The organism is Agarivorans sp. Z349TD_8, assembly GCF_050870825.2.
In the GTDB taxonomy this organism is placed as follows: domain Bacteria; phylum Pseudomonadota; class Gammaproteobacteria; order Enterobacterales; family Celerinatantimonadaceae; genus Agarivorans.
This window is the reverse complement of the sequence record NZ_CP194037.2, coordinates 1,262,727-1,281,452: the sequence shown is the minus strand read 5'-3', so window position 1 is coordinate 1,281,452 and position 18,726 is coordinate 1,262,727. Positions and strand designations below refer to the sequence as shown.

Here is an 18,726-nt window from a genome sequence, read left to right as displayed (position 1 = left end):
TTCGGTGTCTAAACTTCCCGCCCTTCTCGGCTACAGCGCGACCACGGTGATCTGTTTGATCGTGGTCGCCGCGTTCTACGGCTTAGCCGAGCAAGCAACAGAGCTAAGTTGGTCAGCCTTTCACGACCCCTACCTTTGGCGAGTGCTACGCTTTAGCCTATGGCAAGCCTTACTCTCGGCATTACTATCCTGTATTGGCGGGGTATTAGTCGCCCGTGCCTGGTTTTATCTACCCAGCAAAACCATCCCATGGCAATTACGTTTAGCCAATTTGTGTTTTGTCAGTCCAGTGATTTTAGTGGTACTAGGATGTGTCGGAAGTTTTGGGCATAATGGGTTTTTGCAACATTTGAGCCCATTTTCGTGGAATATATACGGTTTACCCGGTATTTTATTGGCTCATTGTTTTCTCAATATGCCCTTAGTCGCCCGCTATTGCTACCTGCAACTAAACGATGTCCCCGCCAGCTATTGGCGCCAAGCGAAACAGCTAGATTTTAGTGACTGGCAACGCTGGTGCAATATCGAATGGCCATTGCTGCGCTCCCGCCTCAATGGCTTGTTTGGCTTGGTTTTTCTACTTTGTTTTGGCAGCTTTACCGTCGTATTAGCGTTGGGAGGCGGCCCTAAAAGTACCACGCTTGAGGTGGCAATTTATCAAGCCTTACGCTACGATTTCGACCCGCTCTTTGCACTGCAATGCGCGTTGTTACAATTACTGATTGCTGCCAGTCTTGGCTGGCTCTTGCTCGGGCGAGAACAAAATGACGCGCTCCGCTTGCAACAGTCCTATCTGGAGCCAATGCCTACAAGCGCCCGACAACGCAGCAGCTATCGCCTACTGATTGCGTTCTACTATTTATTTATTCTATCAGTCATTATCGGCATTTTTAGCCCACTGCAACAGTTGAACTGGCAGCAACTCCCTTGGCAATTGTGGCTCAATAGCACCTACTGGTCGCTCAATATTGCTCTGCAAAGCTGCCTATGGGTGCTACTATTAGGCACCGCTTTACTCGTCCAATATGCAAATAACCAACAGCAACAACGCCGGCAACATACCAGTAAATTGCAGGAACTACTGGCATCAATTATGTTGTTAACACCAGCGATGGTGATTACCACAGGGCTATTTTTCCTACTTATCAGCCGCGCTAACATCGACCATTACACCCAATACTTAGTCGCCCTGATTAACGCCTTAATGAGCTTGCCATTTTTTATTCGTAGCATGAAACCAGCACTCAACGATATGCTAAATCAATATCGTAAGTTGAGTCTAAGCTTAGCACTGCCCTTCACCAGTCAGGTGCGCTACCTCGCGTGGCCCCTGCTACGTAAACCACTAAGCATGGCTTTAGGTTTATGCATGGTATTGTCGCTGGGAGATATGGGGGTAATCGCATTGATTGGGAATGTTGATGTGGTCAGCTTGCCGCTGTTACTCTACCAACAACTAGGCAGCTATCAGTATGCCTTAGCCAGTGCCACCGCTTTGATCCTATTACTCCTTTGCGGCGCTATATTTTTATTACTCGATATCAGTTTAGGGCGCAAGCATGTTAAAAATTGAACAACTCACTTGCCTTCGGCAACAGCAACCCTTCACTTATCAATTAACCGTCGAAGCGGGTGAAGTAGTTGCGCTACTAGGTGCCAGTGGCAGTGGTAAAAGTACGTTATTGGAGCTGATCGCTGGCTTTGTCAAGCCGAGTGCAGGCCAACTCACTTGGCAAGAGCAAGACTTGTTAAGCCTAGCAATCGCGCAGCGCCCTGTCACCTCGTTGTTCCAGCAACATAATTTGTTTCATCATCTGAGCTTAGAACAAAACATCGCCTTGGGCATTAGCCCCGCACTCAAGCTCACCCAACTACAACAGCAACAGCTACATGAAGTCGCCTCCAGCTTAGGCATTACGAGTCTGCTCGACAAACGCCCCGACCAAGTCTCTGGTGGACAGCAACAACGTGCAGCCTTAGCGCGTTGCTTATTGCGCCAGCAACCGATTCTATTACTCGATGAGCCCTTTAGTGCCCTCGACCCTGTGCTACGCCTAGAATGCTTAGACTTAGTGAAAGATTTAGCCAAGCAATGGCAATTTGCAGTGCTCATGGTCACTCACCAATGGCAAGATGCGCAGCGCGTCGCTAAACGAGTGGCATTTATAGAACAAGGGCAGACTCGTCAATTCGCCGCAACCGAACACTTAGCAGCGCATCCAGCTAATGCGCACATTGCCCATTACTTAGCCTGCAGCTAATTATCCTAAAGATGAATGACAATTGGCCGATAAATTAGCGGATCAATACAGCATCTTATTCATCGACAAGGTCGCTCTCTATGCAAGTTAATTACAATTTACAAGCCGCCTCATTCGAATCCGTCTATAAAGCTCGAGAACGAATAGAAAATACGGCGCCTCGGCAAACCTTAACCGAATATACGGCGCGGCGACAAATGACTAACCCCGGCTCTGCTGTATTTGGCAATAACGATGTAAAGCCCGGTTTAACCGCAACCCAGCTGCGTGATAGCGATGATGCAAAACAAGCCAATCGTAAACAGATCCGCGAGGCCATGGGCGCCAGTGTCGACCAATCGGCAACCCATATTCGCCTGTATTATCAACACATGGAAGAAAAAGGCACTCGTGGTCCACAACTGCTAGCAAGAGCCTGAAGAGTCAAGGCTCCTGCAAACATACACAGCTCTCTTACCAATAAAAATGATATCGAAAGCGCCAACTAAAACTGGGCAATCTGCTCGCAAACTACGGCCATATGCAGACATAACGCAGGCCGAGTACCGTAGATCATAAAGTAAAAGTTCAAATTCAGTTCTTAAAACAATCATCCCGACTTTCACTTGATAATGATTTGTTTTTAAAGCAAATTACCCCTATTCAATTGCCAACAACAGATCTATTCAAGGAAATAACGCCCCATGTCGGTTCACGTTTTAGATTGCCCAGCGAATCAACTCGGAGAAAGTCCGCTTTGGGACGCAAGCCGCAACCGGTTAATCTGGGCAGATATCAAAGCCAAAAAAGTATGCTTCTATGACTTCACCATCCAGCAGTATTCCGAAGTATTATTGTTTGAAGAGGTTGGTTGTCTCACCTTACATCAATCTGGCGCAATTTTGCTCGCACTAGAAAATCAGCTCGGTTATTTAAGCCCCAACAACCATAACTACGTCAAGCTACAGGAGCTTGAAGCGAACCAAACCAATAATCGCTTTAATGAATCTTGCTGCGACAACTTGGGTCGATGGTGGTTTGGCAGTCAGTCACTTGATGGCCGAGCATCGATTTATAGAATGGACTTAGATGGCTCAGTCAGCCAACAGGTGTCGTCGCTATATACCGTTAACGGAATGGCCTTCGCTCCCGATGGGAAAACCCTCATGTATTCGGATTCGTTCCCGACAGAACAGCAAATATGGCAATGTGCATATGACCAACAAACTGGCCAGATCCTTGATCATCGCAAATTCTTAAATACCACTGATTTGGATTTTAGGCCCGATGGGGCAATGTTTGATTCCCAAGCTGGCTATTGGTTGGCTGGTATTGATTCCGGTAAACTACTCAGATTCGATCTGGAACAACGACGAATTGTTGATAGTTATCAACTTCCCAGTAAGTTAGTTAGCAAATGCTGCTTTATTGGACCTCAACTTAGCACGATTGCAGTGACCTCCATTCAAGATAAGCAACGACAATCATCGGGCCATGTCTACTATTTTGACTCAAAATACACAGGCAGAGCAGCAACTTTATGCCAAGTTAAGCTACCGATTTAGGCAACAAGTACCCGCTCAAAACCTGAGCTAAACAGATATTAATTAGAAGCTGAGCTGCTGCTTAATATCTAAACGATGCGCTAACAAAGTATCTGCGTTATCACCATGTTCAGGATAGTATGCCCAACCCAGCTGGAAGCTATCCAACGACACGCCTTGTAGCTGTTGCTGTAACTGCGAGCTGAGTTTTTCAGCGATGGCGGCAGCAGCGGTTTGACTGGCACCGTAAAGCAAGGCGATTAACTCGCCATCACTAAACTGAGCAATACTGTCTGAACGGCGTAATTGCTGCTGTAATACCTTTGCAACGATGGCACATACCAAAGCGGCATCATCACTTAAATAATGCAGGGTGAGAATGGCGAAAGGCTCTTGATTACGATGACTTAAACGCATCGCCTGAATCAACAGTTCGCGGAATAAAGACGCCGACAGTAAGCCACTTTGCGGATCACGTAACTTCGCTTCATCATTAATTAAAGGGATCGTTAGCGGGAGTACACTCGCCAGTAAGACTTGCTTCCCTTGGATCGCCATTGGCACGCCATGAATACGCAGCCACTCGTCTTCAGTGTGGCAGTAATGGCAAGTAAAGGCGGTATTCGCCGATAAGCTAGCGTACAAGGCTTGTTGAAAAGCACTCCGGCAACGAGAGTCAACCCGTTTTAACCATTGCTCTACTGGTAAGCTTTCCAAATCTTGACCTTGCCAAGGGTATTTTACACTGACTAAACCCTCCGCCGCTTGGAATAACCAATAACCGCTATCATCTTCAACCATCTGATGAAAAAAACCTACTAAATCAATTTCCACCACAACCCATCCTTAATAAGCGGCTAGTAGCTAGAAGTATAGCAAAAGGGATATTTAGACTTATACAGCCCAAAAAAAGCCGAGTATGCTCGGCTTAGGGAAAGCGAAGGCGACTAAATTAATTCGAGTGCTTGCATCGCTTGGCGAATACGATTTTTAGTACTCTCGGATAAAGCCGTCACCGGTAAACGACATTCTTCTTGACACTTGTTTAGCAATGAAATTGCATATTTCGCACCCGCCGGGCTCGGTTCAATAAACATTGCTTGATGCAAGGGCAGCAATTTATCTTGAATTTGACTGGCTTTCGCATAATCCCCGTCTAAAGTGGCTTGTTGCATTTGCGCACACAGTTTAGGAGCCACGTTAGCCGTCACCGAAATGCACCCTTGTCCACCACTCACATTATAAGAAACAGCGGTCGCATCTTCACCACTTAACCAACAGAAATCATCGGCGATTAACTGACGCTCAAACAAAGGGCGAGACAAATCGCCAGTGGCATCTTTCACGCCAACAATCCGCGGCAACTGTGCCAGCTTAGCCATGGTAACAGGGCTCAGGTCAACCACCGCTCGTGGTGGAATATTGTATAAAACAATCGGAATATCGGTAGCATCGTGGAGCATTTTAAAATGCTGATACAAACCGTCTTGGTTCGGCCGATTATAGTAACCCGCCACGTGCAAGGTGGCATCAGCGCCGGCTAGCTGTGCAGCTTTGGTGTATTCAATCGCCTCAAGTGGGTTATTCGACCCCGCACCAGCAATCACTGGAACCCGCCCTTTCGCCTGCTCAACCACTGTTTTCACCACAGCGATGTGCTCATCGTGGCTTAAGGTTGGGCTCTCGCCGGTGGTTCCGACCGGAACAATACCATGGGTACCTTGATTAATATGCCATTCAACTAACTCGCGAATCGCCGCATAATCTACTTTGCCTTCAATAAAGGGCGTCACCAACGCTACAATCGATCCTCTAAACATGCCCGCTCCATCACTTACATCAAAAATAAAAAAACCCGGTCACAGTGGCCGGGTTCAAAAAAGTTGTTACGTTTTACTCACACCCAGCCATTAACCACCCGCGTTTAATTGCGGGCCGTTTATACTTTTTAAACTCTATAACATATGGCAACAGGAAGTATCCTTAATAAAACGAATAGCTGCTAGCTAGTTTGCTTAGCTTGTATAAAAAGTCAAGTAACCTGAAAAATAAATCCGCAGAAGCCGTGATGAGATAGCCTTTTTCGGCAAAAGTTTCTATTATTGCGGCCACAAAACTGAGTAACCAAAGCCAAACTATGAACAGCTCACTGCACCCAACTAGTCAAGTACTCGCCCGTCATCAAGATTTATTTGTACAACAACATTTAGTGGTTGCAGGCCAACTCTACGATAACTACCCCAAAGAGCTGTTAGAACAAGTTGCCTCATTGCAACTATGTTGCAGCCATTATGGCCAATTTAGCTATTTTCAATCGATCGCAGATCCCAAAATAAACAGTCAGTTTTCGGCGACTCCAAAGTTAGCGACCCATAGTGACGCACTATTGTTTTACATGCCCAAGTCGAAACAGGAAGCGGCTTACTTATTTGCTTGCTTACTGCCACAGCTAAAAGTAGGTGCCGATATTTTTGTGATAGGAGAAAACCGAACTGGCGTAAAAAGCTGTGAAAAAATGTTGGCTGAATTTGGAGTGAAGCTGAATAAGATAGATAGTGCCCGACGTTGTGGCCTGTATTACGGACAACTGCAGCAAGTCGCCCCTGGTTTTCTGCCCGAGCATTGGGATAGCACATTTGAAGTTCAATTAGGTGAAACGCGATTGAAAGTCAGTTCACTACCTGGCGTATTTAATCACGGTAAACTCGATGATGGCAGTCAACTTTTGCTCGAGCATTTGCCGCCACTTCACGGTAAGGTGCTCGATTTCGGTTGTGGCGCGGGCATTATTGGTGCAAGCCAAGCACTATTGTATGAAATCGATATCAGCCTGCTCGATGTAAGTGCATACGCTATCGCCAGTAGCCAAGCGACCTTAATGATAAATAACTTAAATGGAACGGTAATTGCTTCTGATGGTTTAATGGAAGTGAAACAATGCTTTGATTTTATAGTGAGTAATCCGCCTTTTCATGCAGGCATCGATACCCAGTATGAAACCACCGAAAGGTTTCTAGCACAAGCCAAGCAACACTTAAATACACAGGGTGAGCTATGGATTGTGGCCAATAGTTTTCTAAAATACGAAACCTTAATTAAGCAGCATTTCACCTCCTATGAAAGCGTATTTGACAACAAAAAATTCAAAATTTTACGATGTTGTCACTAAAAAAATATTAATTGCTCACGGATTAATTAAAACGCAGAGTCTGCTATTTACTTTAAAGTAAATATCTGCAAACTAAACCTAGGCACAATGAAAACGATTTCAAAATACATATAAATAAGGGACAAGGTCTAATGGCTGGAATACTTACGATGATCCTCGCTGGCGGCGAAGGCACTCGCCTCTACCCACTTACCGAAAGTCGAACCAAACCAGCGGTACCTTTTGGAGGAAGTTACCGACTCATAGACTTCGCTTTAAACAATTTTGTAAACTCTGACTTTCTAAAAATCTACGTTCTCACCCAGTTCAAATCACAATCACTCAACATTCACTTACGCCAAGCTTGGCACTTATCTGGAATTACCGATCGCTTCATCGATGCCGTACCTGCACAAATGAGAGTTGGTAAACGTTGGTATGACGGTACCGCAGATGCGATTTACCAAAATGCCCGATTTATCGAAATCAACGAACCGGAACACGTCTGTATTTTTGGCAGTGACCATATCTATAAGATGGACGTTCGACAAATGGTCGATGAACATCGTTGCAAAGAAGCGGCTTTAAGCGTCGCGGCAATTAAAGTTCCGAAAGCACAAGCAGATCAGTTCGGTATTATTGAAGTTGACGAAGAAGGTCGGATGATCGGCTTCGAAGAAAAACCCAAACAGAATCCTAAGACCATCCCCGGTGACCCCGATCATGTACTGGCATCGATGGGAAACTATGTGTTTGAAAGAAAAGTACTGCTTGAAGCCCTCTATGAAGACGCAGTCGATCCCAATTCTAGCCATGATTTCGGCAACGACATTATTCCAAAACTGTATCCTCTGGGTAAAGTTTTTGCTTATGACTTTACTCAAAATGATATCCCTGGCGAAACCACCAGCGGCTATTGGCGTGATGTAGGAACTCTCGACGCATACTGGGCTGCCCATATGGATTTGCTTGAAGAAGAGCCCCCCTTCTCGTTATATAATCCCCAGTTCCCGTTACACACTTATTACCCGCCGCTTCCGCCTGCCACCTTTAAAGATGTCGGTGATAAAAAAGTAAGTATTAGCCAATCCCTAGTGTCAGCAGGAAGTTTTGTCTTAGGCTCCGAAGTCAATCGTAGCGTACTCGGCTTTAGAAGCCATGTTCGCCCCGGCTCAGTGATCAGTGAATCGGTGTTAATTGCCAACTGTCGGATTGGTGAAGGTTGTCATATTCGTCGCGCAATTATCGACAAAAATGCAGAAATTGCCCCCGGAACAGTCATCGGAGAAAACTTAGAGGAAGACCGCAAACGTTTCACTGTATCACCAGAAGGTATTGTTGTTGTTCCGAAAAGTGCCAAGGTTGGATTTTAATCCATCGATTTGCCTTGAAAACAACCAAGCATTTACTCTAGAATCGTCACTTATGAGGAACCATTTGGTGCCTCACTAGTAAAGGAGCGACCTGTGACAGCCCATCCTGTCAGGATACTATTCTTAGCCTCTGAAGTAGAAAGCCTAGCCAAAACTGGTGGTCTTGCCGATGTAGCTAAAGCCTTACCACTTGCCCTCAAAGAGCATGGACAAGACGTAAGAATCATCATGCCTTTTTATAAAACTTTGAAACGACATGATGAGGCTGAAAAACTGCTCGACTTGCGACTGCATACCGCCAATCATATAGACGATATAGAATATTCGGTATATCGTTTAATGTTAGAAGATGTGCCTGTTTATCTCATTAAACAACCAGCCTACTTCGATCGAGATCAACTTTATAGTGAAGGTGAATTTGCTTACGACGATAACGGCGAGCGTTTTTCTTTTTTCTCTCGAGCCGTTTTTCAAGTCGCCAAAGCCCTAGACTTTAAACCCGATATTTTTCATTGCAACGATTGGCATACCGCTTTAGTCCCCTACCTTCTGAAGCAAAAATACGCCCATCACCCTTTTTTCTGCAATAGTAAATCGGTGTTAACCATTCACAATGCTGCTTTTCAAGGTATCTTTGAAAAACACCAGTTCCATCTATTAGAAGGCTTAGCCGATGGCTTAGTAGATCAAATTTTAGATGGTTATAATTGTATTAATTTACTCAAAGCGGGGATCCGCTTTGCCGACAAAATCAATGCCGTTAGCGCAAATTACGCACAGGAATTACTGACCCGTTTAGGATCTCATGGATTATGTGACTACTTTGAACAACGTCGTGCCGATTTGGTTGGTATTCTCAATGGCTGCGATTATTCAGATTGGGATCCAAAAACCGATCAACTAATTCCAAGCAACTACTCTCAAAGTGATCTCAGTGGTAAAGCCGTATGTCGGCAAGCCCTGCAACTAAATGCCGACTTGCCACAAACCAATGCGCCGATCTTTGGCATGGTATGTCGCTTAACCGAGCAAAAAGGCTTTTATTTACTACTTCCAGCCTTAGAACAATTTTTACGCCACAACGTGCAGGTGATTATTGTCGGAACTGGGGATAGTGGGATCGTTGCCAAGCTACAGACTTTAGAGCAGCAATGGCCAAATAAATTGCGCTTTATTCATGCTTTTAGCAACGAGCTCGCCCACTTAGTTGAAGCTGGTGCGGATTTTTTCCTCATGCCATCTCTGTTTGAGCCATGCGGTCTCAACCAAATGTATAGCTTAGCCTATGGCACCCTCCCCATCGTTCGTGGGGTTGGTGGTTTAAAAGATACCGTGACCGACTTTGATGAAGATCCCTTAAAAGCCACAGGGCATATCTTTTATGATCCCGAACCCGCTGATTTGCTCAATACCTTGCGCCGAGCTTTACTGCTTTATTTAGAAGATTATGAAGCATTCAAAGCCATGCGTCACCGAGCAATGGAATCGCTGTTCCATTGGCAGCAATCAGTTTGGCAATATGAAGCCTTGTATAATGAAGCCCTAAATGTGGAGCCAGTTCAACATCAATAATAATATATCGTCAGGGAGTGGCGACCCTGGCTATTATTATCTAACCTGAACATAAGGACTTAATTTAAGGGAATTTTTATGCGTATATCAGAGGAAGTTCATAATTTCACTGAGTTTCTCTTAGGCGAACAATTGATCGCTTTAGATGTCGAGAATCGTTGTGATCCAGAGCGTTTGCAGGATTTATGTTGCTTGGTATTAAACCGTCTTCCCCCTCGCTATATCCGCCATAATGTGGATGTGCTTAGCGCGATAAGCGATGAGGAACGGGCTCAGTTAATAGAGAAAACCAAGTTAGCGATTGAAGAAGGCTTAATATACTTGAAGCAAGACCGCCGCCAAGGTTCTCGCGACTAACGGTAGAAACTCAACAGATCTCCAGTTCAATATGAGTGCAGTCCTTAGCACAATAAATACCAGAGGCTTGGGTCTGCGATTGGCTCGGTAAAACTAGATATAAAGGCTGCCGACATTGCTCACAAGTTTTTGCCTTGCCAGCTAACACTTGTTTGATCAGCTGACGCTGCTGCTGATAGGAATTTGCACTACGTTTGTTAAGCTCTTTAAATCCAGACATTCTTTACTTCTCTTTGCGATACCCCCCAACCTTAGAGATAAGCAGAGTTCGATGCAAACGCTTTTTTGATAGCCGTACTTTATTGCTGAGACTGGAGCCATCACACTGGTTGAATCACTGAGTTTATCTAGCTCTGCTTTTAATCAGCCCCAGAAACGATCAGTTATCTTCTCTTCCCTCTGGGTATTGTGGCAAGTCATCACTAATCTGACTCCAGTTCGCTTTATAAGCCGTATAAATATGTGCATCTGGCGCTTCATCAATATCACTATCAAGCGTACCGAGACTAAACTCGACTAATTTGCCGTTATCGTTAGCCGGAGCAAACGTAAGGCTCGAGCCGCAACGCCCACAAAACTGCCGGGTGGTCCCATTATCCGCTTTAAATTGACGCAACAGATCTTGGCCGCTGAGCCAATGAAAATGTTCTTGTTTTGCTTCACCATAAGTGGCGTAAGCTGCGCCGTGAAACTTACGACACATACCACAATGGCAATGCCCCATTTGGGGCTCAATTTGATCCACTTGATAACGGATACCACCACACAAACATTGACCGAGATACGGACTCATCACTTACTCCTTCATTTATCATTGATATTAACCAAAACACATAGCAAGCATCTGCTCAGTTGGACTCACTCATAGAATGTGTAACCATTAGTCAGTAAACTATTACTTTTTCACAAGCCTTGCGTACGACGGCATAAGGGTAAATTTTAGATGTTAAAAATAGTTAATGGGCAAGATTTTGCCAACTTTAGCGAACAAGCTAAAGCAGCACCACGCCAACGCAGTCATCATAACTTGCACCCGTCTCATGATGCCATGGTACAACGCTTATTTATCGCAACTGAACCCAATACCTATATGCGTCCTCATCGGCATAGTGAAGCCCATAAGTGGGAACTATTCTTGGTTTTACAAGGCCAACTCGATTTACTCATCTTTAATGAGCAAGGCAAATTGACCGAACGCCATAGCTTATCTCCTGCAACCAATCGCGCTATTGAAATTCCACCACTCACCTGGCACGGCTATGCTTGCATGCAAACAGGGACTATTGGACTGGAAATCAAAGAAGGAGCCTATCAACCAACTCCCGATGAAGATTTCGCCCCTTGGTCTCCCGCAGAAAGTGATCCCAAAGCCAGTCACTATCGAGATTGGATGCGTACCGCTCAAGTCGAATAAATATCAGCTTTATATTACCTAATTATCGGCATTAAAATTAAACACTTGGTGCTGAATTATGGTTGATATACAGGCATAGGATGAATGATAAATGCCAGTGATGAGAGCGCGGGAAATCAGATAAATCCAGAAAATAACTATCGTATTGTCATCGGTTTAAACTTTTACTCTCTGATTGTACCTAGAAAAACAATGCAAGCAGCAAAACCAAAAAACGCCCTCAATGAGGGCGTTTTCACATGACATTAGCTCGCTTTAAACTTAACTCGCCAAGCATGTAATAAGGGCTCAGTATAGCCACTGGGTTGCTCGCAGCCTTTAAAGACTAGATCAAGCGCAGCCAAATAGGCACAACTGCTGGTCAAGCGACCGATCATGGGAAGATACGCAGGATCATCACTATTTTGCTGATCGACTAAAGCAGCAATAGCTTCAAAGCGTTGCATCACCAAATTTTCACTTACAACGCCATGTTTCAACCAGTTCGCCACATGCTGGCTGGATATACGCAAGGTAGCCCGGTCTTCCATTAAACCCACGCCATTAATGTCGGGGACCTTAGAACAACCTACACCTTGCTCAACCCAGCGCACCACATAACCTAAAATACCCTGAATATTATTATCCAGTTCATCCACTAGCTGCTGTTCAGTCCAATCGCTATTCACCGCCAAAGGCGGCGTTAATAACCCAGCCAAACGCGGCTCACAATGCTCACTCAATTGCTCGAGCAATTGCTGTTGGATCCCAAACACTTCCACTTGATGATAATGGATCGCATGTAAAGTTGCGGCGGTTGGAGAAGGAACCCATGCGGTACTCGCACCACTTTTAGGGTGAGCGACTTTTGCCTGCATCATATCGGCCATCATTTCTGGCATCGCCCACATTCCCTTACCGATTTGCGCCTTACCTTTTAAGCCACAACTTAAACCAGTTTCAACATTGCTCAGCTCGTAATCCTTGATCCACTGGCTTTCTTTAATCTCCCCTTTTGGCACCATCACACCTGCGCACATACTGGTGTGGATCTCATCACCAGTTCGGTCCAAGAAGCCTGTATTAATAAACACAACACGTTGCTTCGCTTCAGCAATACAAGCCTTTAAATTCACACTGGTACGGCGTTCTTCATCCATAATACCAAGTTTAATAGTATTCTCTGCGAGGCCGAGTAATTCTTCTACAGCGGCAAATAACTGATTGCTAAAGGCAACTTCTTCAGGGCCATGCATCTTCGGTTTGACGATATAAATCGACCCTTCTCTGGAATTTCGATAAGGGCTATTGCCGAGTAAGTCGTGCTTGGCAATTAAGCTGGTAAATACCGCATCTAGCAAACCTTCAGGCACTTGATTGCCTTCGCTATCGAGTATCAGGTCACTATTCATTAAGTGCCCAACATTACGCACAAACATCAGGGAGCGACCACTCAGGCTAAAACCATGTCCCTGCGGATTAAGGTAATGACGATTTGCATTCAATGAGCGAGTAATCGTTTCCCCGTTTTTAACCAGTTGCTCACTCAAGCTACCTTGCATTAAACCTAACCAATTACGGTACACCGCAACTTTATCTTCTGCGTCAACCGCAGCAATCGAGTCTTCACAGTCCATAATAGTGGTTAAAGCCGCTTCTAATACAATATCTTTGATTGACGCATTATCGCTAGAACCAATCAAATGCTCGCCATCAAACTGAATTTCAAGATGCAAACCGTGGTGTTTAAGCAAGATCGCACTAGGGGCTTCGGCCTCGCCTTGATAGCCAGCCAATTGAGCGGCTTCAGCTAAGGTGGTATTTGAACCATCACTTAATCTTACCAACAATCCACCCGCTAACACGCTGTATTTACAAGCGTTGGCATGACTACCGTGCGTTAAGGGGCAAAACTTATCGAGCAAGGCGCGACCATAGGCAATAACCGCCGCCCCCCGTTCTGGATTATATTGCTGAGTCGGCGCTAATGTTCCCTCTTGTGAAATCACATCGGTCCCATATAAAGCGTCGTATAAACTGCCCCAGCGAGCATTCGCCGCATTCAAGGCGTAACGTGCATTCATCACCGGAACCACTAACTGCGGGCCAGCTAATACCGCCAGCTCGGGGTCCACTTTGTTGGTATCCAAGCTCACCGCTTGAGGAACTTCAACCAAATAACCGATATCTTTAAGGAAGTGCTGATAAGACTCGGCATCAATGGGCGCGGGATGTTGCTGATGCCACAGATCAATCTGGGATTGTAAATGCTCACGCTTGCTCAGTAACTGCCGATTACGAGGAATGAACTGCTGTAAATATTGTTCGAGTTTAGGCCAAAAATCTGCTTGTTCGACTCCCGTCCCGGGCAATACTTGCTGATTGATAAATTGGTAAAGTAAATTCGATACTTTGAAATGTTCGAGCGGAAGGTAGTTCGATTCCTTGTTGATTTGCGTATCCATCAAATGCTCCCTTAAATTTATAGTTATAATTTATTTCGCGTTAGCTCATGCTTAGCGTTTAGTTATTGTGACCTTGTTCAACCTTGCTTCTATCTCATAGCAAATTTACATATTCGAATAAGTATCATCCCATAAAAAGAAACAACATAACAATCAGCCAAATGTCGTATGCACCATAATACAGCGTTTCACCAATCTTTTTCAAACACTCGTTTAAATCAACTCGCTATGAGCTGTTTACAATACTAAACAACAAATACTAATAATATGATTTTATTAAGTAAAAACATCTTTAGTGCAATAAGTAACGACTCGACATTCCATCACCGCGACCCGGTTTAACTCAAAGCCCAGCGTAACCTTATCTGCTCAGCCACACCGCTGGGTAAGCATCTCTTAGTCATGTGAGGGATACTTATGGCACATCATTGTAGTAAACGAATTGTAGCAGCGGACTGCGCTTTGCCAGCTCACGAATGTGGCAAACTTTATGAGTCAATGTGGCATGGCCATTTGGCAATGACAACTGCACCTGAATTTGCTCGTGAATACCCAATACTCTACCATCTTAATTATTTACCAATACGCTTCAGCTTTCTGCGACTTGGCTTGGTTTACCAAAGCTGGATTGAAGTATGGTTCACCAAGCCCAAGCTGCTAACCATCATTATGTCAGTAATTTTGTGCTCAATTTGCTTAATTGAAAGAGATTGGAGCAAGCATCCAAATAGACACTCCACGAGAAATCACCCAATACCATCTCAACCGATAATTATTGGCGCTCAACGCTTACTTTCGATACAACAGGCAAGACACCACAAAACTAGCATGATGCAGCTGCCTGTCAAAACCGATGGCTCACTCACTGCGGATGGCCCTTTTTAGGGAGCGAACATTGGGTATATACGGGAAGCCTACAACTATCGAGCTGTTTATTGCCACGATTGGTCAAGCTGACTTACCGCCTCGGCTCAGCTGAGCTAAGCTAAATTAGGTTCTGCTGTTTGTGAGAAGCAAAATGAATACCGTCAAACCCTTAAGTAAACCAGCAATCATAGTGGGATTAAAAAACCTGCCCAATTGGCAATATAAAGAAGGTTTTATTAGCAAAGACTATCAATTTAAAAATTTTATTGAAGCATTTGAGTTTATGAGCCGAGTGGCCAATTACGCAGAACAACAACAGCATCATCCCAACTGGAGCAATACCTACAACCGAGTCAATATTCGCCTCACAACCCACGAATGTAAAGGGGTCAGTGATCGTGATTTCAAGTTAGCCAAACTCATTGAACAACTATTCACCCAGTATTATTCAGTCAAGTGAGGTTGTTTGAGGATGATATTCCATCATCGCTAAATATCCTGCGAACCGCTTGTTGAAGCTCTGGGAGCAAACGCTGTTCAAACCATGGGTTGTTGCGCAACCAATGCCGATTACGCGGAGAAGGATGAGGTAAAGGCCAATAACCCTTCATGCTATGCTCAGAATAGTTCGCCACATTCTCGGTTAAATTTGATTGGGTTGGTCTGACTAAATAGCGAGCCTGGGCATAGCGCCCCACCAACAAGGTCATTTCAACTTTAGTTAAGCTCGCCATGATGGCGGTATGCCATTGTTCATAACAAACCACTGGCGGTGGCAAGTCGCCTTGTGTTCCTTTACCGGGATAACAAAACGCACAAGGTACAATTGCAACGCAATGCGGATCATAAAATATTTGCTCACTAATACCCAGCCACTGCCGCAATCGCTTGCCACTCGCATCATCCCAAGGAACCCCAGTTTGATGGACTTTGCTCCCCGGTGCTTGACCAATGATCAGCAACCGCGCATCTACACTCGCTTGGATCACTGGCCGAGGTACCAATTGAGCTTGGCACAAACGGCATGCACGAATATCACTTAACAATTTTGTTAGAGATTGAGTCTGATGATCAGCAGTCATTGATCTGAGCACCTAAGGACAAGGGAGCCGATATTCATCCCCTAAATACTGCAAGCGCGCCTCAAGTTCTTCGGAGATCACCAGTTCAACACTCATTAAGTTCTCTTTAAGTTGCTCCAGTGAGGTAGCCCCAATAATATTCGAGCCAACAAAACTCCGCTGATTCACAAAGGCTAGCGCAAGCTGCACAGGGCTAAGTCCAAACTCTTGCGCCAAATCAACATAAGCTTGAATCGCCTTATGCGCAACTTCGGAACCATAACGAGCAAAACGTTTATATAAGGTTAAACGAGCGCCTTCCGGCCATTGATTGTTTAGATACTTGCCTGACAAGGCCCCAAAGGCCAAAGGCGAGTACGCCAATAAAGGGACATTTTCCCGATGAGAGATCTCGGCCAAGCCCACTTCATAGCTTCGATTTAATAAATTGTAAGGATTTTGGATTGATATAATCTTTGGTAAGTTGTGTTTCTCGGCCAATTGCAAATAACGCATCATCCCCCAAGGCGTTTCATTAGAGATGCCGATATAACGAACTTTTCCTGATTTGACTAAATCGGCCAATGCCTCAAGCGTTTCAATAATCGGCGTTTGTGGCATTCCTTCTTGATGTTGGTAATTAAGCTGACCAAAGAAGTTACTTGCTCTATCCGGCCAATGTACTTGGTACAGATCCAAATAATCAGTTTGCAAACGACTTAACGAATCCTCAACCGCCTGATGAATACTATTCCAGTTCAAGGACATATCCGAGCGAATATACCCCCCGCGATCAGACTTAGAGGGCGCAGCCACTTTCGAGGCTAACACCACCTCATCACGATTATCATGCAATTTCAGATAGTTTCCGATGATGGTTTCGGTATCTCCCTGGCTATTTTCTCGAGGAGGTACTGGATACATCTCGGCGGTATCGATAAAATTAACGCCCTTACCAAGCGCATAGTCCAACTGAGCAAAGGCTTCGGCCTGAGTATTTTGTTCGCCCCAAGTCATCGTTCCTAAACAAATTTCACTCACCTCTAAATGGGAACTACCCAAACGCCGATATCTCATATTTATATCCTCAAACCCGTCACCTCAAAATACCATGTTAACGCCAATCCCAGCGAAGAGTAAAATATGACTGATTAATCAATAGTTGTGAATCATTTGTTGAGCTAAATCTATTTTTCTATAAATATTAAGATCATATTGGTGATCTATCGGATACTTCCATATTAATTTTTTAGTTATTATGAAACGGTACGACTTAAAACAAGTTCATGGAGTAATTGTGAAGAAAGGATCCCTACTCATTGCACTATTGTGGAGTATAAGTGCCGCAGCCAGCGCAGCCAATGTAACCATACATTATAAGAGTATCAGCAATAATTACGACGGATGGGGCCTGCATATCTGGGCTGGTAAAGAAATGGTTAATGGCAAAATTGTACCAGCCAAAACCGATTTTCGACTACGCCAAGGAACCTCGCCAAACCAGCCACTCATGCCGGATAAATTCGACAATTTTGGTGTCGTATTTACGATCCCAGTTAAAAGCGATGCCAAACAGTTCTCCTATACTGTCACCAATGGTAAATCCCATCATATGGGGATTACAGAATGGAAGTGGATTAAAAACAAACAGGGATTCAACATATGGTTGGTCGAAAACGATCCTAAAGTTTATCGTTCCCTACCGGAGCAATATGATAATGTCGCGACTGTTAGCCCCAGTAGAAAAGTAAAATCGGTGGCCGCAAGCCCTCAGCTGATGCTTCCCGTCCCCCAAGCGATGGTTAATTCTGCGGAAGTGAAGACCAACAAAACCACAGTCGCCAAAAACATCGTCACAACAGCGACCGCTGAAAATGCCTCAGAAAAATCCGATATTCAGCATTCTTTAACGATATTAAAAGACAATATTAATAAGAAAAACAAAACCATTAGCAAATTACAATCGGCTCTCAATAGCAGCCAAAATATCAATCAGCGTTTGCAAAATAATCTCAATCAAAAACTTCTAGATTATCAAAAACTACTGCAACTCAATGACAAAATAAGCAATGAAAACAGAATATTAACCGCTTCTAATCAAGGCTTACTTCGACAAACGAAAACTCGCGAAAACAACTCAGCAGAGCAGCAACTAATTAAACGTAATCAACAATTGGAACAACAATTAAGCGAGTTAAATAAGCAATTACTAGGATTACAAAACGATCTCAATCAAAATAATAGCGATGCTCAACTGCTGCAAAATTTACAGCAACAACTCCCTCAGTTACAAAGCGAACGAGATGAATTACAACAACAAAACGCGAAGCTCAGCTCTCATATTGTAGAATTAATTCAAAATTCAGATAGCCCAATACCAAATCAGGCCAATGAAAGCACTTGGTGGTTATTTGCAGCCATCGTTGCCACCTTAATCATTACCATCACCTTTATTTTCCTCAGTATGAGCAAACGTTACAAAGAGCAACAATTAAAAATGGAAGAACGCTTAAAGCTTAAAGAAGACGAAATTAAAACCGAAAAAATCTACGCAGCAGCAGCCAACGAAAAACTACGCAAAGTGCTGCACGCCGAAGCGAAACAACAAACTTGGGCCCCTCTGCCCGACGGCTTACCTCACAACTTAAGAAAAGATACCGCTTAAAACATTTAGGCCAGCTTGCTGGCCTTTTCTTCACCCAATAG

Annotated in this window: 18 protein-coding genes; 11 read left to right on the top strand and 7 right to left on the bottom strand. The window is 44.4% G+C overall.

Translation table 11 applies throughout. The features are described 5' to 3' along the window. Nucleotides 1-4: 4 nt before the first annotated feature. The 4 genes from ACRRS1_RS05750 to ACRRS1_RS05735 all read left to right on the top strand — a co-directional run bounded on the left by ACRRS1_RS05750 (nucleotide 5) and on the right by ACRRS1_RS05735 (nucleotide 3,805). Nucleotides 5-1,573 (top strand): ABC transporter permease subunit, encoded by a 1,569-nt coding sequence (locus tag ACRRS1_RS05750; RefSeq protein WP_432464527.1) that lies wholly within the window; start codon nucleotides 5-7, stop codon nucleotides 1,571-1,573. Next, on the top strand, nucleotides 1,560-2,261 hold the full coding sequence (thiQ, locus tag ACRRS1_RS05745) for a thiamine ABC transporter ATP-binding protein (RefSeq protein ID WP_432454100.1): 702 nt from the start codon (nucleotides 1,560-1,562) through the stop codon (nucleotides 2,259-2,261). The genes ACRRS1_RS05750 and thiQ overlap by 14 nt, the downstream gene beginning before the upstream one ends. An 80-nt stretch (nucleotides 2,262-2,341) precedes the next feature. Then, complete coding sequence (locus ACRRS1_RS05740; RefSeq protein WP_432464526.1) at nucleotides 2,342-2,680, top strand: hypothetical protein; 339 nt, start codon at nucleotides 2,342-2,344, stop codon at nucleotides 2,678-2,680. Nucleotides 2,681-2,944: 264 nt separating this feature from the next. Further along, on the top strand, nucleotides 2,945-3,805 hold the full coding sequence (locus ACRRS1_RS05735) for an SMP-30/gluconolactonase/LRE family protein (RefSeq protein ID WP_432454102.1): 861 nt from the start codon (nucleotides 2,945-2,947) through the stop codon (nucleotides 3,803-3,805). Between the two features lie 42 nt (nucleotides 3,806-3,847). Here the strand turns inward: ACRRS1_RS05735 and ACRRS1_RS05730 are convergent, their stop codons facing one another. Continuing rightward, nucleotides 3,848-4,621 (bottom strand): diguanylate cyclase domain-containing protein, encoded by a 774-nt coding sequence (locus ACRRS1_RS05730; RefSeq protein ID WP_439036005.1) that lies wholly within the window; start codon nucleotides 4,619-4,621, stop codon nucleotides 3,848-3,850. Nucleotides 4,622-4,731: 110 nt separating this feature from the next. Continuing rightward, nucleotides 4,732-5,604: a 4-hydroxy-tetrahydrodipicolinate synthase gene (gene dapA / locus ACRRS1_RS05725; protein ID WP_432454104.1), complete on the bottom strand. Its 873-nt coding sequence runs from the start codon at nucleotides 5,602-5,604 to the stop codon at nucleotides 4,732-4,734. 317 nt (nucleotides 5,605-5,921) lie between these two features. On the opposite strand from dapA, the gene rsmC reads away from it, so the two are divergent. From rsmC to ACRRS1_RS05705, 4 genes are all read left to right on the top strand, one after another. After that, nucleotides 5,922-6,953, top strand: coding sequence for a 16S rRNA (guanine(1207)-N(2))-methyltransferase RsmC (gene rsmC / locus ACRRS1_RS05720; RefSeq protein WP_432468219.1), 1,032 nt, complete (start codon nucleotides 5,922-5,924; stop codon nucleotides 6,951-6,953). Nucleotides 6,954-7,084: 131 nt separating this feature from the next. Further along, nucleotides 7,085-8,305, top strand: a complete 1,221-nt coding sequence (glgC, locus tag ACRRS1_RS05715) for a glucose-1-phosphate adenylyltransferase (RefSeq protein WP_432468220.1) — start codon at nucleotides 7,085-7,087, stop codon at nucleotides 8,303-8,305. Nucleotides 8,306-8,398: 93 nt separating this feature from the next. Beyond that, nucleotides 8,399-9,877 (top strand): glycogen synthase GlgA, encoded by a 1,479-nt coding sequence (gene glgA, locus ACRRS1_RS05710; RefSeq protein ID WP_432454107.1) that lies wholly within the window; start codon nucleotides 8,399-8,401, stop codon nucleotides 9,875-9,877. A 78-nt stretch (nucleotides 9,878-9,955) separates the two neighbouring features. After that, nucleotides 9,956-10,234: a late competence development ComFB family protein gene (locus tag ACRRS1_RS05705; RefSeq protein WP_432454108.1), complete on the top strand. Its 279-nt coding sequence runs from the start codon at nucleotides 9,956-9,958 to the stop codon at nucleotides 10,232-10,234. Nucleotides 10,235-10,244: 10 nt separating this feature from the next. Here ACRRS1_RS05705 and ACRRS1_RS05700 read toward each other — a convergent pair whose 3' ends face one another. Then, the gene (locus tag ACRRS1_RS05700; RefSeq protein ID WP_432454109.1) at nucleotides 10,245-10,454 is read right to left on the bottom strand and encodes a hypothetical protein; all 210 of its coding nucleotides are present in this window, start codon (nucleotides 10,452-10,454) and stop codon (nucleotides 10,245-10,247) included. Between the two features lie 159 nt (nucleotides 10,455-10,613). Further along, on the bottom strand, nucleotides 10,614-11,027 hold the full coding sequence (locus tag ACRRS1_RS05695; RefSeq protein ID WP_432454110.1) for a GFA family protein: 414 nt from the start codon (nucleotides 11,025-11,027) through the stop codon (nucleotides 10,614-10,616). Nucleotides 11,028-11,177: 150 nt separating this feature from the next. Here ACRRS1_RS05695 and ACRRS1_RS05690 point away from each other — a divergent pair, with 150 nt between their 5' ends. Continuing rightward, nucleotides 11,178-11,648, top strand: a complete 471-nt coding sequence (locus ACRRS1_RS05690; protein ID WP_432454111.1) for a WbuC family cupin fold metalloprotein — start codon at nucleotides 11,178-11,180, stop codon at nucleotides 11,646-11,648. 245 nt (nucleotides 11,649-11,893) lie between these two features. Here ACRRS1_RS05690 and ACRRS1_RS05685 read toward each other — a convergent pair whose 3' ends face one another. Continuing rightward, nucleotides 11,894-14,092, bottom strand: a complete 2,199-nt coding sequence (locus ACRRS1_RS05685; protein WP_432454112.1) for a malate synthase G — start codon at nucleotides 14,090-14,092, stop codon at nucleotides 11,894-11,896. Nucleotides 14,093-15,110: 1,018 nt separating this feature from the next. On the opposite strand from ACRRS1_RS05685, the gene ACRRS1_RS05680 reads away from it, so the two are divergent. Continuing rightward, nucleotides 15,111-15,419: a 4a-hydroxytetrahydrobiopterin dehydratase gene (locus tag ACRRS1_RS05680; protein ID WP_432454113.1), complete on the top strand. Its 309-nt coding sequence runs from the start codon at nucleotides 15,111-15,113 to the stop codon at nucleotides 15,417-15,419. Here the strand turns inward: ACRRS1_RS05680 and ACRRS1_RS05675 are convergent. Continuing rightward, nucleotides 15,412-16,041 (bottom strand): uracil-DNA glycosylase family protein, encoded by a 630-nt coding sequence (locus tag ACRRS1_RS05675; protein ID WP_432454114.1) that lies wholly within the window; start codon nucleotides 16,039-16,041, stop codon nucleotides 15,412-15,414. The two genes, ACRRS1_RS05680 and ACRRS1_RS05675, sit on opposite strands and share 8 nt — an antisense overlap. Before the next feature lie 12 nt (nucleotides 16,042-16,053). Beyond that, nucleotides 16,054-17,097: an NADP(H)-dependent aldo-keto reductase gene (locus ACRRS1_RS05670; protein ID WP_432468222.1), complete on the bottom strand. Its 1,044-nt coding sequence runs from the start codon at nucleotides 17,095-17,097 to the stop codon at nucleotides 16,054-16,056. A gap of 220 nt (nucleotides 17,098-17,317) precedes the next feature. Here ACRRS1_RS05670 and ACRRS1_RS05665 point away from each other — a divergent pair, with 220 nt between their 5' ends. After that, nucleotides 17,318-18,685 carry a pullulanase-associated domain-containing protein gene (locus ACRRS1_RS05665; RefSeq protein ID WP_432468223.1) on the top strand — a complete coding sequence of 456 codons (1,368 nt, stop codon included), beginning with the start codon at nucleotides 17,318-17,320 and terminating at the stop codon, nucleotides 18,683-18,685. The last annotated feature ends 41 nt before the right edge of the window (nucleotides 18,686-18,726 follow it).

Coding starts and splice junctions, on each gene's coding strand:
- ACRRS1_RS05740 (WP_432464526.1), top strand. CDS start 2,342: ATGCAAGTTAATTACAATTTACAAGCCGCCTCATTCGAATCCGTCTAT.
- ACRRS1_RS05670 (WP_432468222.1), bottom strand. CDS start 17,097: ATGAGATATCGGCGTTTGGGTAGTTCCCATTTAGAGGTGAGTGAAATT.
- thiQ (WP_432454100.1), top strand. CDS start 1,560: ATGTTAAAAATTGAACAACTCACTTGCCTTCGGCAACAGCAACCCTTC.
- ACRRS1_RS05705 (WP_432454108.1), top strand. CDS start 9,956: ATGCGTATATCAGAGGAAGTTCATAATTTCACTGAGTTTCTCTTAGGC.
- ACRRS1_RS05735 (WP_432454102.1), top strand. CDS start 2,945: ATGTCGGTTCACGTTTTAGATTGCCCAGCGAATCAACTCGGAGAAAGT.
- ACRRS1_RS05700 (WP_432454109.1), bottom strand. CDS start 10,454: ATGTCTGGATTTAAAGAGCTTAACAAACGTAGTGCAAATTCCTATCAG.
- ACRRS1_RS05675 (WP_432454114.1), bottom strand. CDS start 16,041: ATGACTGCTGATCATCAGACTCAATCTCTAACAAAATTGTTAAGTGAT.
- ACRRS1_RS05685 (WP_432454112.1), bottom strand. CDS start 14,092: ATGGATACGCAAATCAACAAGGAATCGAACTACCTTCCGCTCGAACAT.
- ACRRS1_RS05680 (WP_432454113.1), top strand. CDS start 15,111: ATGAATACCGTCAAACCCTTAAGTAAACCAGCAATCATAGTGGGATTA.
- ACRRS1_RS05695 (WP_432454110.1), bottom strand. CDS start 11,027: ATGAGTCCGTATCTCGGTCAATGTTTGTGTGGTGGTATCCGTTATCAA.
- ACRRS1_RS05690 (WP_432454111.1), top strand. CDS start 11,178: ATGTTAAAAATAGTTAATGGGCAAGATTTTGCCAACTTTAGCGAACAA.
- rsmC (WP_432468219.1), top strand. CDS start 5,922: ATGAACAGCTCACTGCACCCAACTAGTCAAGTACTCGCCCGTCATCAA.
- glgC (WP_432468220.1), top strand. CDS start 7,085: ATGGCTGGAATACTTACGATGATCCTCGCTGGCGGCGAAGGCACTCGC.
- dapA (WP_432454104.1), bottom strand. CDS start 5,604: ATGTTTAGAGGATCGATTGTAGCGTTGGTGACGCCCTTTATTGAAGGC.